This window comes from Pseudomonas sp. TE3-3-F2023, assembly GCF_036784815.1.
Taxonomy (GTDB): domain Bacteria; phylum Pseudomonadota; class Gammaproteobacteria; order Pseudomonadales; family Pseudomonadaceae; genus Aquipseudomonas; species Aquipseudomonas pudica.
This window is the reverse complement of record NZ_CP145113.1, coordinates 316511-329774: the sequence shown is the minus strand read 5'-3', so window position 1 is coordinate 329774 and position 13264 is coordinate 316511. Positions and strand designations below refer to the sequence as shown.

12 protein-coding genes are annotated in these 13264 nt (G+C 63.3%); 6 read left to right on the top strand and 6 right to left on the bottom strand.

What is annotated here, in order from left to right; genetic code table 11:
- The first annotated feature begins 96 nt into the window (after positions 1-96).
- Complete coding sequence (locus V3314_RS01495) at positions 97-498, top strand: hotdog domain-containing protein (RefSeq protein WP_009399312.1); 402 nt, start codon at positions 97-99, stop codon at positions 496-498.
- A 122-nt stretch (positions 499-620) separates the two neighbouring features.
- Here V3314_RS01495 and V3314_RS01490 read toward each other — a convergent pair whose 3' ends face one another.
- Positions 621-1856 carry a sodium:proton antiporter gene (locus V3314_RS01490; protein ID WP_338459849.1) on the bottom strand — a complete coding sequence of 412 codons (1236 nt, stop codon included), beginning with the start codon at positions 1854-1856 and terminating at the stop codon, positions 621-623.
- 190 nt (positions 1857-2046) lie between these two features.
- Between V3314_RS01490 and V3314_RS01485 the strand changes: the two genes are divergently transcribed.
- On the top strand, positions 2047-2880 hold the full coding sequence (locus tag V3314_RS01485) for an EamA family transporter (protein WP_338459848.1): 834 nt from the start codon (positions 2047-2049) through the stop codon (positions 2878-2880).
- 28 nt (positions 2881-2908) lie between these two features.
- Positions 2909-3295: an MAPEG family protein gene (locus V3314_RS01480; RefSeq protein ID WP_025340889.1), complete on the top strand. Its 387-nt coding sequence runs from the start codon at positions 2909-2911 to the stop codon at positions 3293-3295.
- A gap of 50 nt (positions 3296-3345) precedes the next feature.
- Here the strand turns inward: V3314_RS01480 and V3314_RS01475 are convergent, their stop codons facing one another.
- A complete protein-coding gene (locus V3314_RS01475) occupies positions 3346-4497 on the bottom strand; it encodes a murein transglycosylase A (protein ID WP_046613416.1) in 1152 nt (383 codons plus the stop codon).
- A gap of 118 nt (positions 4498-4615) precedes the next feature.
- Between V3314_RS01475 and V3314_RS01470 the strand changes: the two genes are divergently transcribed.
- A complete protein-coding gene (locus V3314_RS01470; protein ID WP_046613415.1) occupies positions 4616-5062 on the top strand; it encodes a cytochrome c in 447 nt (148 codons plus the stop codon).
- 73 nt (positions 5063-5135) lie between these two features.
- On the opposite strand, the gene V3314_RS01465 is transcribed toward V3314_RS01470, so the two are convergent.
- From V3314_RS01465 to V3314_RS01450, 4 genes are all read right to left on the bottom strand, one after another.
- Complete coding sequence (locus V3314_RS01465) at positions 5136-5528, bottom strand: DUF1090 domain-containing protein (RefSeq protein ID WP_085599799.1); 393 nt, start codon at positions 5526-5528, stop codon at positions 5136-5138.
- Between the two features lie 132 nt (positions 5529-5660).
- Positions 5661-7361 (bottom strand): NAD-dependent DNA ligase LigB, encoded by a 1701-nt coding sequence (ligB, locus tag V3314_RS01460; RefSeq protein WP_338459847.1) that lies wholly within the window; start codon positions 7359-7361, stop codon positions 5661-5663.
- Positions 7362-7507: 146 nt separating this feature from the next.
- Positions 7508-8698 carry a methionine adenosyltransferase gene (gene metK / locus V3314_RS01455; RefSeq protein ID WP_015272060.1) on the bottom strand — a complete coding sequence of 397 codons (1191 nt, stop codon included), beginning with the start codon at positions 8696-8698 and terminating at the stop codon, positions 7508-7510.
- A gap of 18 nt (positions 8699-8716) precedes the next feature.
- Positions 8717-9709 (bottom strand): metalloregulator ArsR/SmtB family transcription factor, encoded by a 993-nt coding sequence (locus tag V3314_RS01450; RefSeq protein ID WP_046613411.1) that lies wholly within the window; start codon positions 9707-9709, stop codon positions 8717-8719.
- Positions 9710-10053: 344 nt separating this feature from the next.
- Between V3314_RS01450 and tkt the strand changes: the two genes are divergently transcribed.
- Together tkt and epd are read left to right on the top strand one after the other, a co-directional pair.
- A complete protein-coding gene (gene tkt / locus V3314_RS01445) occupies positions 10054-12051 on the top strand; it encodes a transketolase (protein ID WP_046613410.1) in 1998 nt (665 codons plus the stop codon).
- A gap of 150 nt (positions 12052-12201) precedes the next feature.
- Positions 12202-13263, top strand: coding sequence for an erythrose-4-phosphate dehydrogenase (gene epd, locus V3314_RS01440; RefSeq protein WP_013974502.1), 1062 nt, complete (start codon positions 12202-12204; stop codon positions 13261-13263).
- The last annotated feature ends 1 nt before the right edge of the window (position 13264 follow it).

The window sequence follows — 13264 nt, the reverse complement described above, 5'->3', positions numbered from 1 at the left end:
TGTCGATTAATCGCGACGATAGTCGATGTTCAATGGAGCGGCAGCGGCAGCTCTGCCATCATTGCTGCACGTTAGCCAAGCAGGTCAGGAGTACAGATGAACTTTCATACCCGCAAGTGGGTTAAACCCGAAGACCTCAACCCAAACGGCACTTTGTTCGGTGGCAGCCTGCTGCGCTGGATCGACGAGGAGGCGGCGATCTACGCCATCGTCCAGCTGGGCAACCAGCGCGTGGTGACCAAGTACATATCGGAAATCAACTTCGTCAGTGCCTCGCGTCAGGGCGACATCATCGAACTGGGCATCACCGCCACCGAGTTCGGCCGTACCTCGATCACCCTCAAGTGCGAAGTGCGCAACAAGATCACTCGCAAGGCCATTCTCACGGTCGACAAGATGGTCTTCGTCAACCTTGGCGAGGACGGGTTGCCGGCACCGCATGGGCGGACCGAGATCAAGTACATCCAGGACCAGTTCCCGGACAGTGCAGTCGAATAGATCCCGGTTGTAGGTGCTGGCCTCTTCGCGGGTAAACCCGCTCCCACAAGGTTTTCACTGCCCGAAAGGTAGCGGAGATTCTGTGGGAGCGGGTTTACCCGCAAACAGGCCGGCACAATTGCTCACGGCTGAGCGCTGACCTTGCCTACCACTCGCCCGATGCTCAACCCCTGCACCAGGATCGACGACAGCACCACGATGTAGGTGATCGACAGCAGCAGGTCACGCTCCTCGCCCAGTGGCAGCGACAGTGCCAGGGCAACCGATACCCCACCGCGCAGGCCACCCCAGGTCAGCACACGTACCGTGCCCTTGGGCACCGGGCGCCAGCGCCGCAGCAGCACTATCGCCGGGGCCACGGTCAGCAGCCGCGACAGCAGCACCGCCAGCGCCAGCACGCTACCGGCCGCCAGGTGCATCCAGTTGAATGGCAGCAGCAACAGTTCCAGGCCGATCAGCGCGAACAGCAGGGCGTTGAGCATGTCGTCGATCAGTTCCCAGAAACCGTCCATGTAGCGACGGGTCATGTCGTTCATCGCCAGGTTGCGCCCCAGGTTACCGATGATCAGCCCGGCCACCACCATGGCGATCGGCGCCGAAACGTGCAGTTCGTAGCACATCGCCGAGCCGCCGATGACCAATGCCAGGGTCAGCATCACTTCCACCTGGTACTGCTCGACGCTCTTGATCATGCGGTAGGTGGCGTAGCCGATCAGGCCGCCGAACACCACACCGCCGATGGCCTCGCGGGCGAACAGGATCGCCGTGTCGGTCATGCTCGGTGTTTCCCCCAGCTGGATGATGCCCAGCAGCACGGTGAACACCACCACCGCAGTGCCGTCGTTGAATAGCGACTCGCCGACGATGGTGGTTTTAAGCGGTTTGGAGGCATTGGCGGTACGTAGCGCACCAAGCACGGCAATCGGGTCGGTGGGCGAGATCAGCGCACCGAACAACAGGCAGTAGATCAGCGGCACCTGCCAGCCGAAAAGGGCGAACACCCAGTGCGACAGGTAACCGATGACCACGGTGGCAATCAGCACGCCGACGGTGGCCAGCAGGCCGATGGGCCAGCGGTAGTTGCGCAGGTCGGAGAGGTTGACGTGCAAGGCGCCGGCGAACAGCAGGAACGCCAGCATCCAGTGCATCAGCAGGTCGTTGAAGTCGATCTGGTTCATCAACCCTTCGACGCGCGCTTCCAGACCAGGAAAGCCGATAAGGCTCAAGCCCTGCAGTATCAGTGAAAACAGCAGCGCCGTGACCATCACGCCGATGGCAGGGGGCAGGCCGATAAAACGGTAATTTACATAGGTGAGAAGGGTGGTAAGGCAGATAAACGCGGCAACTAGTTCAAGCATCCCGAATCCTGTAACAGTGGCTTCCAAGTCGTAACCCGAATTACTCGGGCAGTTCTTTGATGACCTGGCGCGGGGTTCGGGACACAAGGTTTGACCAGAGTCGTTTGAATCGTTCCCATGTAAGGGGCCGCACAGCGGCCCGCGAACGCTATATAGTCCCAGCCATAAATAGCCACAAGGATAAGAAGGCGTGTTGGCAACTTCCCTGGTACTGATCGCCGCCCTGCTGCACGCGACCTGGAACACCCTGATCAAATTCAGCGGCGAGCGCCTGCTGGTAATCGCCAGCATGGATACGGTGGCGTTGGCCTTCGCGGTCCTTGCGGTGGCCTTTGTCGAGGTGCCGCCGGCCAACGTCTGGCCCTGGCTGCTGGCTTCGGCGCTGGCCGAGCAGCTGTACCGCTTTCTGCTGATCCAGGCCTACCGCGTGGGCGATCTGGGGCTGGTCTATCCTCTGATGCGCGGGCTGTCGCCGCTGATTGTGCTGGGGCTGACCCTGACCTTTGCCGGTGAATCGCTGAGCCAGCAGCAGATAATCGGCATCCTGTTGATCCCCTGTGGCATGGCCTGCCTGTTGTGGCAGGGCGGTGGGGGTGACCGGCTACCTTGGTCGATGCTGCCGGTGGTTGCCCTGATCGGCCTGTGCATTGGTTGCTACACCTGGTTCGACGGCCAGGCGGTGCGCTTGTGGGGCAAGCCCTGGGATTACCTGGTGTGGCTGACCTTGCTCAGTGCCTGGCCCTTCCCGTTGCTGGCCAGCGTGGCGCGGCGTGCGCCGTTCGTGTTGTTCTGGCGCCTGCAGTGGCGCCTGGGGCTTGCGGTGGGGCTGTGTGTATTGCTCAGTTACGCGCTGGTGCTGTGGGCCATGCATCTTGGGTCAGTGGCCGAAGCGGCGGCGTTGCGGGAGTTGAGCGTGATCCTGGTGGTGCTGCTGGGTATGCGCTACCTGAAAGAACCTTTTGGCAGGCCGAGACTCCTAGCTTGCGGGCTGGTATTGGCCGGCATGCTGGTAATGAAGCTTTGACCCGAAGACTGAACAAGGAGTCCTGTCCATGACTGTTGCCCTGTGGTGCATCCTGATCGCGCTGTTCTTGCCGCCTCTGTGTGCGTTGATAGCCAAAGTTGGTAGTGGCCGCTTCCGCCTGCGCGACAACCACGACCCGCGCGCGTTCCTGGATACCCTATCCGGGCTCCCGCGGCGCGCACATGCTGCCCAGCAGAACAGTTTCGAAGCCTTCCCGGCATTTGCCGCGGCGGTGCTGGTGGCGGATATCGTCGGCAATGCCGAGCAGGTGACCCAGGATGTACTGGGGGTGATGTACATCACCAGCCGGCTGCTCTACATCATCTGTTACCTGGCCGACTGGGCCATGCTGCGATCGCTGGTGTGGTTTGCCGGGATGGCCATGATCGTGGCGTTCTTCGTGGTTTCCATCTGAGACCGCGTCGCCTTCTTCGCGGGGTCACCCGCGAAGAATCCAAGCACCGATCAAGGCACTTTTGGCACCTCAGGCAGCGGCTTGCCCTTGGGCCACAGCATCCAGATCTGCCCTTGCTGCTTCATGTTTCCGGCCAGTTCCCCTGCTTCCGGCCCGGTGCCCCAGAACAGGTCCGCGCGCACCTCGCCCGTAATTGCCCCGCCAGTATCCTGAGCACCCACCGGGCGTACCACCGGCGTACCGTCCGGGCGAGTGGTGGACAGCCATAGCAAGCTGCCCAGCGGAATCACCTTGCGGTCGATGGCCACGCTGTAGCCAGCCGTCAGCGGCACGTTCAGCGAACCCCGCGGCCCTTCGTTGCTGTCCGGGCGGGTGCTGAAGAACACGTAGCTGGGGTTGCTGGCGAGCAGTTCCGGTACCCGCTGCGGGTTGGCCTGGGCCCAGGCGTGAATGGCCCCCATGCTCACTTCTTCCTTCTTCAACTGACCCTGTTCCACCAGCCAGCGCCCGATCGGCCGATAGGGGTGGCCGTTCTGGTCGGCGTAACCCAGGCGCAGCTGGCGGCCATCTTCCAGTTGTACCCGGCCGGAACCCTGGATCTGCAGGAACTGCAGGTCCATCGGGTCGGTCAGCCAGGCCAGTACCGGCGCCTTGGCGCCGTCGCGGTTGATCACCTCGGCGGTGTCGTAAGGCTTGAGCACCCGGCCATCGAGGCGGCCGCGCAGGCGCTTGCCCTTGAGTTCTGGGTACACGCTGGCCAGGTCGACCACGATCATGTCGTCGGGAATGCCATAGACCGGCACATGGTTGGTTGCCGACTGGCTCAGGCTGCCAGGGTAGACCGGTTCGTAGTAACCGGTGATCAGGCCGTTGGCATTGTTTTCGGCCGAACGCAGGCCGTATACCTGCAGGTTCTGTTGCAGGAAGGCGCGCACCTGCAAGGCATCGTCGGGCACGCTGGCGGCTGCTTCGCAGGTACCGGCCCAGACGGTGTCGCGCTTGAGCTTTTCACAGCCGTTGCGCCAGGCCTGGAAGCCCGCCACCAGGTCGCTGTCGCTGACGGTGGGCAGGTCCTGCCAGGTGGCATTGGCGTAGGTGGCGATGGCATGGGGTTCGGGTTTGGCGCTTTCGCCGCCGTTGCAGCCGGCCAGCAGGGCCAGCGCCGGGAGTGTCCAGGCCAGGTGGCGCAGGGCAGATTTCATGAGTACGTTCCTGTCATGAGTGAACACGGATATTCACCCCTGGTTTTTTGTGGCTATTGGTCTTTGGCCACTTGGCAGCGATACTGGCCGCCCATTTGCATTGGCCGAAGAGACCGTGATGTTGAAGCGATTGACTGTTGTTCTGCTGGCGGTGCTGGCCCTGGGTGGTTGTGACCGGGTTGACCCTAACTCCCCGCTGGGCAAGCGCAAGGTGATCTTCAAGGACATGCTCAAGACCAGCGAAGACCTTGGCGGCATGTTGCGCGGGCGTTTGCCGTTCGACGGGGTGAAGTTCGCCGACGGTGCGCTGAAGCTGGACAACCTTTCGCACCAGCCTTGGCAGCACTTCCCACAGGTGCGCGATGGTGGCGACAGTAGTGCGCGTGCCGAGGTGTGGGAGCGTCAGGCACGCTTTCATGACCTGGCCCGGCAGCTGGAAGGCGTCACTGGCGAACTGGTCGATGTCACCCGTGGCCAGCCGTTGGACGCTGCGCAGTTGAAGGCGCCGATGGACAAGGTCGAAGCGGCTTGCAAGGCCTGTCATACCGAGTTTCGTAATCATTGATGGCCTTTACTGGCCTCATCGCCGGCTTGCCGGCGATGAGGCCAGTAAAGGCGACGCAGTATTCGGATCTCTGTCAGCGATCCAGATCATCCACCGCTTCCTGCAGTTCCTTGCGCGACTCGGCCAGCTTGTCCTTGCGCTTGTTGATCTTCTCCGAATCGCCCTTCTTTTCGGCTTTCTTCAGGTCCCTTTCCCGCTGCGCCACTTCGTGACGGGCGTCGAGCACCTTCTGCTCACGTTCTTTGCGCAGGCCGGCATCGGTGCAGTTGTCGACCCCTCGCAGGGCCTCTTCAAGCCCTGCGGCCTGGGCGGTGTTGCCGTGTTCGCGGGCAATCTTCAACTGATTCTCGATGGCGCTGCGTTTGGCGGCGCAACCGGTCAGGCCGGCATCCGGCTGGGCGGCTTGTGCGGCGCCAGCGGCCAGGCCCAGTGTCGCAAACAGGAAAAGGGACGAAATACGTTTCATGAAAAGCCTCCTTGACGGGGCGGGGCAGCAAAAGTTGGGGGAAATCCTGCCTTGGTTTTGCCCATTTAGAAACCCTTGCTGGGGTTTTCCGGCTTAATCTCGGGATTTTCCTACAGGTAAATTGGTAAATAATCATTGCTCAACGCGTTGCCGGTCGATGGGGAAACCGTCGATCCCTGCCTTGGCCAGCTGCGTAGCAATGGCTTGAACCTCGGTGGTCGCAAAAAAAACTGCAAGCTGTTGCCCGCGCTTTTCGCCGATGCCGGGCATGGTTTGCCATTCGAGATTCGTGCGGGCAGCAAGCTCCCGCCAGCCGCCTGTCACCTGCATGCCGGTGGGTATGGGGGCGCCCAGTCCGCGCAGCCATTGAGCGAAGGGCCGTGAGCGGGCTTGGTCGAAACTGCTCAGCAACTGCGAAGCCGTTGCGTCACTGATACCTGCAACCTGGCCCAGGCGGTTGGCATCCAGGTGCAGCCAGTCGGTCATCGAAGTCACCAGCCCGGCAGCCACCAGTCGGCGCCAGGTGCCAGGCCCGGTGCGCGGCAGTGCCAGCCCCTGCTTGCCGCTGAGCCAGGTGAGGCGGGCAATGAACTGCTCCTCGCAGCCTTCGCTGGCCTGCCAGCAACTGTGTGCATGGTGTTGACCAGGCACTGGTGCGGTCACCGGTTGGCGCTCGGCGGTGCGGTGCACCACTTGCTCCAGGCGTGGAATGGTCAGCCCGGCAAGGCTGACGGCTACCTGGTCACCGGGGCGGATGTCGAGCTTGAGCCAGCGTGCCAGTGAGCCCAGGCTGACCTGGGTGATTCTCCGGTCATCCAGGGTGACCGGCAGCACGTGCAAGACTGGCGTCACCCTACCAGTGCGGCCAACGCGGAAGCGTACTTCGCGCACTTCGGCCAGGGCCTGCGTGTAAGGGTGCTTCCACGCCGCGATCCAATAGGGTGCCTTGGCCTGCCAGCGCTCGGCCGAGGGCCGTACGCCTTGGCGCAACACCACGCCATCGGTGGCGAAGGGCAGGGGTGAGCGGTACAAGTAGTCACGCCAGTGCGCGGCATCGTCCGCTGTTTCTATGGCGACGCTGTAATCCTGGCTGTGCGCGAAACCCAGTTCCGTCAACTGCGCGAGGCGTTCGGCCTGCTGCTCAGGGCCCTGCGGCCAGTCCCACACGAACAGGCCGATGCGCTCGCCCTGTTCACGACTCAGCTGCTTGCGAGCCAGCAGCCCCGCTACCGTCCCTCGGGCGTTGGCGCTGCCTGCCTGGGCTTGCACATGTGCGTCCCGGCGCAGGTACAGTTCGCCCTGAAGTTGCAGGTCGATGTCCTGGGGCAACTTCCGGTTGATTGCGTCGAGCAGAGGGATGTGGCGGCTCCAGTCGTGCCCCTGCACGCCGTCCCCCCTGCTGATCAACTGCACCAGCCGGCCTTGTCGGTAGATGAGGGAAACCGCTACGCCATCGACCTTTGGCTGCACCCAGACATCGGCCTTGCCGGCCAGCCAACGTTCTACAGCCAGGCGGTCGGCCAGCTTGTCGACACCGGTATGCGGGACCGGATGCGGGATTGGACCGCGAGCACTGGCAAGCGGGGACGGAGTAGCGGCAATGCCAAAGCACTGCTGCAGGTGCGCCAGGCGCTGGCGGCTCTGGTCATAGAGCTCATCGGGTACGAGCGCAACGCCCTGGCGATGGTAGTGGTCGTCCCAGCGAGCAAGCGTGGCGCGCAGTCGGCTCACTTCAGTCTCGACTTGTTGCGGTTTCCAGGAGGGGCATGTGGCAGCACGGGCCAGGGGAGCATTCAACGTCAACAGCAGGGCGAAAAGCAGCATGAGCGGCATGGCCAGCATCCTTGCATGGCGGGTGGGAGCCCTCAGCCTAGGCAGGTAGCGTGCGGGTCGCCATGCAGCGTTTGTCAGCCCATATGTCACAAAAAAGCCCCTGCCGATCGCTCGGCAGGGGCTTTCAGTTTCCGCTGCAGGAAAACTTACAGACCGGCAGCGTCACGCAGCGACTGGGCGCGGTCGGTGCGTTCCCAGGTGAAGGTGGTGAAGGTGTCGTCGCCGACCGTCTTCTGCTGCGGGGTACGGCCGAAGTGGCCGTAGGCAGCGGTTTCCTGGTACATCGGGTGCAGCAGGTCGAGCATGGTGGTGATGGCGTAAGGGCGCAGGTCGAAGCACTCGCGCACCAGCTGGATGATCTTGTCGTCGGAGACCTTGCCGGTACCGAAGGTGTTGATCGAGATGGAGGTCGGCTGGGCCACGCCGATGGCGTACGACACCTGGATCTCGCAACGCTCGGCCAGGCCGGCGGCGACGATGTTCTTGGCCACGTAGCGGCCGGCGTAGGCGGCGGAACGGTCGACCTTGGACGGGTCCTTGCCAGAGAACGCGCCACCACCATGGCGGGCCATGCCGCCGTAGGAGTCGACGATGATCTTGCGCCCGGTCAGGCCGCAGTCACCCACCGGGCCGCCGATGATGAAGTTGCCGGTCGGGTTGATGTGATACTGGGTGCCCTTGTGCAGCAGTTCGGCAGGCAGGGTGTGCTTGACGATCAGCTCCATCACGGCTTCCTGCAGGTCTTTCTGCGAAACCTCAGGGTTGTGCTGGGTCGACAGCACCACGGCGTCGATGCCGACCACCTTGCCATTTTCGTAACGGCAGGTTACCTGCGACTTGGCGTCCGGGCGCAGCCATGGCAGCAGTTTCGATTTGCGCGCTTCGGCCTGGCGCTCGACCAGACGGTGCGAGAAGCAGATCGGTGCTGGCATCAGCACGTCGGTTTCGTTGCTGGCGTAGCCGAACATCAGGCCCTGGTCACCGGCGCCCTGGTCTTCCGGACGGGAGCGGTCTACGCCTTGGGCGATGTCCACCGACTGCTTGCCGATGATGTTCATCACGGCGCAGGTGGCGCCGTCGAAACCGACGTCGGAGCTGTTGTAGCCGATGTCGATGATGACCTTGCGTACCAGCTCTTCCAGGTCGACCCAGGCGGAAGTGGTGACTTCGCCGGCGATGATGGCGACACCGGTCTTGACTAGGGTTTCGCAGGCTACGCGGGCGTATTTGTCCTGGGCGATGATGGCATCAAGGACGGCGTCCGAAATCTGGTCGGCGATCTTGTCCGGATGCCCTTCGGACACGGACTCGGAGGTGAAAAGGGAGTATTCGCTCATCTCGAAGGTTCCTGAAATTTACCGATGGTGTATGTCGCCAGCCGTCCGCTGGAAATGGCGGACCTGGATCTGGAAACCGTTACGCAAGCCCACGTACAGGCTGTCCCCGGGGGCCAGCCCGGCGTCATTGGCCCAACGGGCCAGGTCGTCCTGTTCGAAGCCAAGCCACAGGTCGCCGCAGGCTTCGCGCGCCCACCCCTGGTCATGGCTGCACAGTTCGGTTACCAGCAGGCTGCCGCCTGCCTTCACCCGTTTGGCCAGCTGGCGCAAGGCCAGGGCCGGGTCGCTGAAATGGTGCAGCACCATGTTCAGCACAACGCAGTCGGCGGCCACATCCGTTGCACCCAGTGCATCGGCCAACTGCAGGTTCACGTTGTCGAGCCCTTCGCGCTGGCACACCTGGCGCGCCAGCTCGAGCATGGTCGGGCTGTTGTCCAGGGCGGTGACCTGGGCGAAGCGCCGGGCCAGATCGGGCAGGAATCCACCGTCACCGGGGCCGACCTCCAGGGCGCTGGCGGCCGGGTCGAAATTCAGTTTGTCGAGCAGCGCCAGCAGGCTTTCGCGGTACTGCGGCAGGCCAGCGATCAGGTCCTGCTGTGCGCGGAATTTTTCTTCCACGCGCAGGAAGAAGTCCTGGCTTGTGGCTGCGCGGCGTTGCTGCACCTGGGCGATGCGTGCCTGCACGTCGGGCGGCAGGGCCAGGTCATCCACCTCTTCGAGCAGCGCCGCGTGCAGCCGACCGCCCAGGCGCAGGCTGTCGGGCAGGGCGCGGCGGTAGAAGATGGCATTGCCCTCGCGACGGGTCGCCACCAGCTCGGCCTGGGCCAGCACCTTCAGGTGGTGGCTCATGCCCGACTGGCCCACGTCGAAGATTTGCGCCAGCTCCAGCACGCCGAACGAGTCGTTGGCCAGGGCGCGCAATACGTTCAGGCGCAACTCGTCGCCACTGGCTTTGCACAAGGCAGCCAATGCTTCGCGTTGCTCGGGGATCGATTGCGCACGGAGGTTCATGGTGCGGCAGTCTAGACAGGCATCGTTGCCCTAGCAAGGCCAATATCAAAAAGTTTTGATATTGGCTGATGGGCGGAGGGCGAGGCTGCCATTGCTGGCCTCTTCGCGGGCTCGCCCGCTCCCACAGATTCATCACGGGGCTTGGGAACTGTGCCGAACCTGTGGGAGCGGGCGAGCCCGCGAAGAAGCCAGCACCGTTCCCCGGATTTTTACCCGAAATCAGTGCCAATCAGAGGAAAATCCCCCGACTGCGACCATACGTCATTGCCCCAAGCCCCCCCAGTGGGCGAAAATGGCCGCCTTTTTCGTGACACCACCTATTCAAGCCCCCCAGGAGATCAGCGATGCCCAGCCGTCGTGAACGTGCCAACGCCATTCGTGCCCTCAGCATGGATGCCGTGCAAAAGGCCAACAGCGGCCACCCAGGTGCCCCCATGGGCATGGCGGATATCGCCGAAGTGCTTTGGCGCGACTATCTGAAGCACAACCCGAGCAACCCGAACTTTGCCGACCGTGACCGCTTCGTGCTGTCCAACGGCCACGGTTCGATGCTGATCTACTCGCTGCTGCACCTGACCGGCTACGACGTCACCATCGATGACATCAAAGGCTTCCGCCAGCTGCACAGCCGCACCCCGGGCCACCCGGAATACGGCTACACCCCGGGCGTCGAGACCACCACCGGCCCGCTCGGCCAGGGTATCGCCAACGCCGTGGGCTTCGCCCTGGCCGAAAAAGTGCTCGCCGCCCAGTTCAACCGTGACGGCCACACCATCGTCGACCATAACACCTACGTGTTCCTCGGCGACGGCTGCATGATGGAAGGTATCTCCCACGAAGTCGCCTCGCTGGCCGGCACCCTGGGCCTGAACAAGCTGATCGCCTTCTACGACGACAACGGCATTTCCATCGACGGCGAAGTGCACGGCTGGTTCACCGACAACACCCCGGCGCGTTTCGAAGCGTACAACTGGCAGGTGATCCGCAACGTCGACGGCCATGACGCCGACGAGATCAAGACCGCCATCGAGACCGCTCGCAAGAGCGATCGCCCGACCCTGATCTGCTGCAAGACCATCATCGGTTTCGGCTCGCCTAACAAGCAGGGCAAGGAAGACTGCCACGGCGCACCGCTGGGCAACGACGAAATCGCCCTGGCCCGCAAGGAACTGAACTGGAACCACGGCCCGTTCGAAATCCCGGCCGAGATCTACGCCGAGTGGGACGCCAAGGCTGCCGGTGCCAAGGCCGAAGCCGACTGGAACCAGCGCTTCGACGCCTACGCCAAGGCCTACCCGGAGCTGGCTGCCGAGTTCAAGCGCCGCGCCGCCGGTGACCTGCCTGCCGATTTCAGCGAGAAAGCCCAGGCCTACATCAACGAAGTGGCCGCCAAGGGTGAAACCATCGCCAGCCGCAAGGCCAGCCAGAACGCCCTGAACGCATTCGGCCCACTGCTGCCGGAGTTCCTCGGCGGTTCGGCCGACCTGGCCGGTTCCAACCTGACCCTGTGGAAGGGCTGCAAGGGTGTCGAAGCCAACGACGCCAGCGGCAACTACGTGTTCTACGGCGTGCGCGAGTTCGGCATGACCGCCATCATGAACGGCGTTGCCCTGCACGGTGGCCTGGTGCCTTACGGCGCGACCTTCCTGATGTTCATGGAATACGCCCGCAACGCCGTGCGCATGTCGGCGCTTATGAAGCAGCGCGTGATCCACGTCTACACCCACGATTCCATCGGCCTGGGCGAAGACGGCCCGACTCACCAGCCGATCGAGCAGCTGACCAGCCTGCGCAGCACGCCGAACCTGGACACCTGGCGCCCAGCCGATGCGGTGGAATCCGCCGTGTCCTGGAAAAACGCCCTGGAGCGCAAGGACGGCCCTTCGGCTCTGATCTTCTCGCGCCAGAACCTGCAGCACCAGGACCGCAACGCCCAGCAGATCGCCGACATCAGCCGTGGCGGCTACGTGCTCAAGGATTGCGCCGGCGAGCCTGAGCTGATCCTGATCGCCACCGGTTCCGAAGTGGGCCTTGCTGTTCAGGCGCACGCCAAGCTGACCGAACAAGGCCGCAAGGTGCGTGTGGTTTCCATGCCGTGCACCAGCGTGTTCGATGCCCAGGACGCTGCCTACAAGCAGTCCGTGCTGCCACTGGAAGTGGGGGCGCGCATTGCCATCGAAGCCGCTCACGCCGACTTCTGGTACAAGTACGTCGGCCTGGAAGGTCGTATCATCGGCATGACCACCTACGGTGAGTCGGCGCCGGCTTCGGCACTGTTCGAAGAGTTCGGCTTCACCCTGGAGAACATCCTCGGTACTGCTGAAGAGCTGCTGGAAGACTGATACAAGGAAGGCGAGGGCCCTTGGCCCTCGTTCGCGGCACAAGGCCGCTCCTACAGGGTATTGCGTACGCCGTCCCCTGTAGGAGCGGCCTTGTGCCGCGAATGGGCTGCGCAGCGGCCCCGTTCAACTGCCGGAGTTCAAGAGCTACCTATGCCCCACCTGCGTCCCTACAAAGTTGCACTCAACGGTTATGGCCGTATCGGCCGCTGTGTCCTGCGCGCGCTGTTCGAGCGGGGGGCAAAGGCCGGTTTCGAGATCGTCGCGCTGAACGACCTGGCCGACCAGGCCAGCCTGGAATACCTGACACGCTTCGACTCCACCCATGGGCGTTTCCCCGGTGAGGTGAAGGTCGATGGTGACTGTCTGCATATCAATGGTGACTGCGTGAAGGTGATGCGCAGTGCCACCCCGGAAGGCATCGACTGGGCCGCCCTGGACATCGACCTGGTGCTGGAGTGCTCCGGCGCCTACCACACCCGCGCCGATGGCCAGCGCTTCCTCGATGCCGGCGCGCCGCGGGTGCTGTTCTCACAGCCGATGGCCAGCGAGGCCGACGTCGATGCCACGGTGGTCTATGGCGTGAACCAGGCCTGCCTGACCGGTAACGAGCGCCTGGTGTCCAACGCCTCGTGTACCACCAACTGCGGCGTGCCGCTGTTGCGTGTACTGGACCAGGCATTCGGCATCGAGTATGTGCAGATCACCACTATCCACTCGGCGATGAACGACCAGCCGGTGATCGACGCCTACCACCACGAAGACCTGCGCCGCACGCGTTCGGCCTTCCAGTCGGTGATCCCGGTGTCCACTGGTCTGGCGCGTGGCATCGAGCGCCTGCTTCCGGAACTTGCCGGGCGAATCCAGGCCAAAGCGGTACGCGTACCGACCGTCAACGTCTCGTGCCTGGACATCACCCTGCAGACCGCCCGCGATACCAGCGCGGCCGAAGTCAACCGGGTGCTGCGCGAGGCGGCGCTGGAAGGCCCGCTGAAAGGCTTGCTGGCCTACACCGAGTTGCCCCACGCCAGCTGTGATTTCAACCATGACCCGCACTCGGCGATCGTCGATGCCAGTCAGACCCGTGTTTCCGGCCCCCGCCTGGTGAACCTGCTGGCCTGGTTCGACAACGAATGGGGGTTCGCCAACCGTATGCTCGACGTTGCCGAACACTATCTGCACGTCGTCCACCCAACCCGCAACAAACAGCCCTGAA

What these genes read in the sequence shown, in the direction of transcription:
- V3314_RS01495 (WP_009399312.1), top strand. Translation starts at nt 97, where the DNA reads ATGAACTTTCATACCCGCAAGTGGGTTAAACCCGAAGACCTCAACCCA.
- V3314_RS01490 (WP_338459849.1), bottom strand. Translation starts at nt 1,856, where the DNA reads ATGCTTGAACTAGTTGCCGCGTTTATCTGCCTTACCACCCTTCTCACC.
- V3314_RS01480 (WP_025340889.1), top strand. Translation starts at nt 2,909, where the DNA reads ATGACTGTTGCCCTGTGGTGCATCCTGATCGCGCTGTTCTTGCCGCCT.
- V3314_RS01475 (WP_046613416.1), bottom strand. Translation starts at nt 4,497, where the DNA reads ATGAAATCTGCCCTGCGCCACCTGGCCTGGACACTCCCGGCGCTGGCC.
- V3314_RS01470 (WP_046613415.1), top strand. Translation starts at nt 4,616, where the DNA reads ATGTTGAAGCGATTGACTGTTGTTCTGCTGGCGGTGCTGGCCCTGGGT.
- V3314_RS01465 (WP_085599799.1), bottom strand. Translation starts at nt 5,528, where the DNA reads ATGAAACGTATTTCGTCCCTTTTCCTGTTTGCGACACTGGGCCTGGCC.
- ligB (WP_338459847.1), bottom strand. Translation starts at nt 7,361, where the DNA reads ATGCCGCTCATGCTGCTTTTCGCCCTGCTGTTGACGTTGAATGCTCCC.
- metK (WP_015272060.1), bottom strand. Translation starts at nt 8,698, where the DNA reads ATGAGCGAATACTCCCTTTTCACCTCCGAGTCCGTGTCCGAAGGGCAT.
- V3314_RS01450 (WP_046613411.1), bottom strand. Translation starts at nt 9,709, where the DNA reads ATGAACCTCCGTGCGCAATCGATCCCCGAGCAACGCGAAGCATTGGCT.
- tkt (WP_046613410.1), top strand. Translation starts at nt 10,054, where the DNA reads ATGCCCAGCCGTCGTGAACGTGCCAACGCCATTCGTGCCCTCAGCATG.
- epd (WP_013974502.1), top strand. Translation starts at nt 12,202, where the DNA reads ATGCCCCACCTGCGTCCCTACAAAGTTGCACTCAACGGTTATGGCCGT.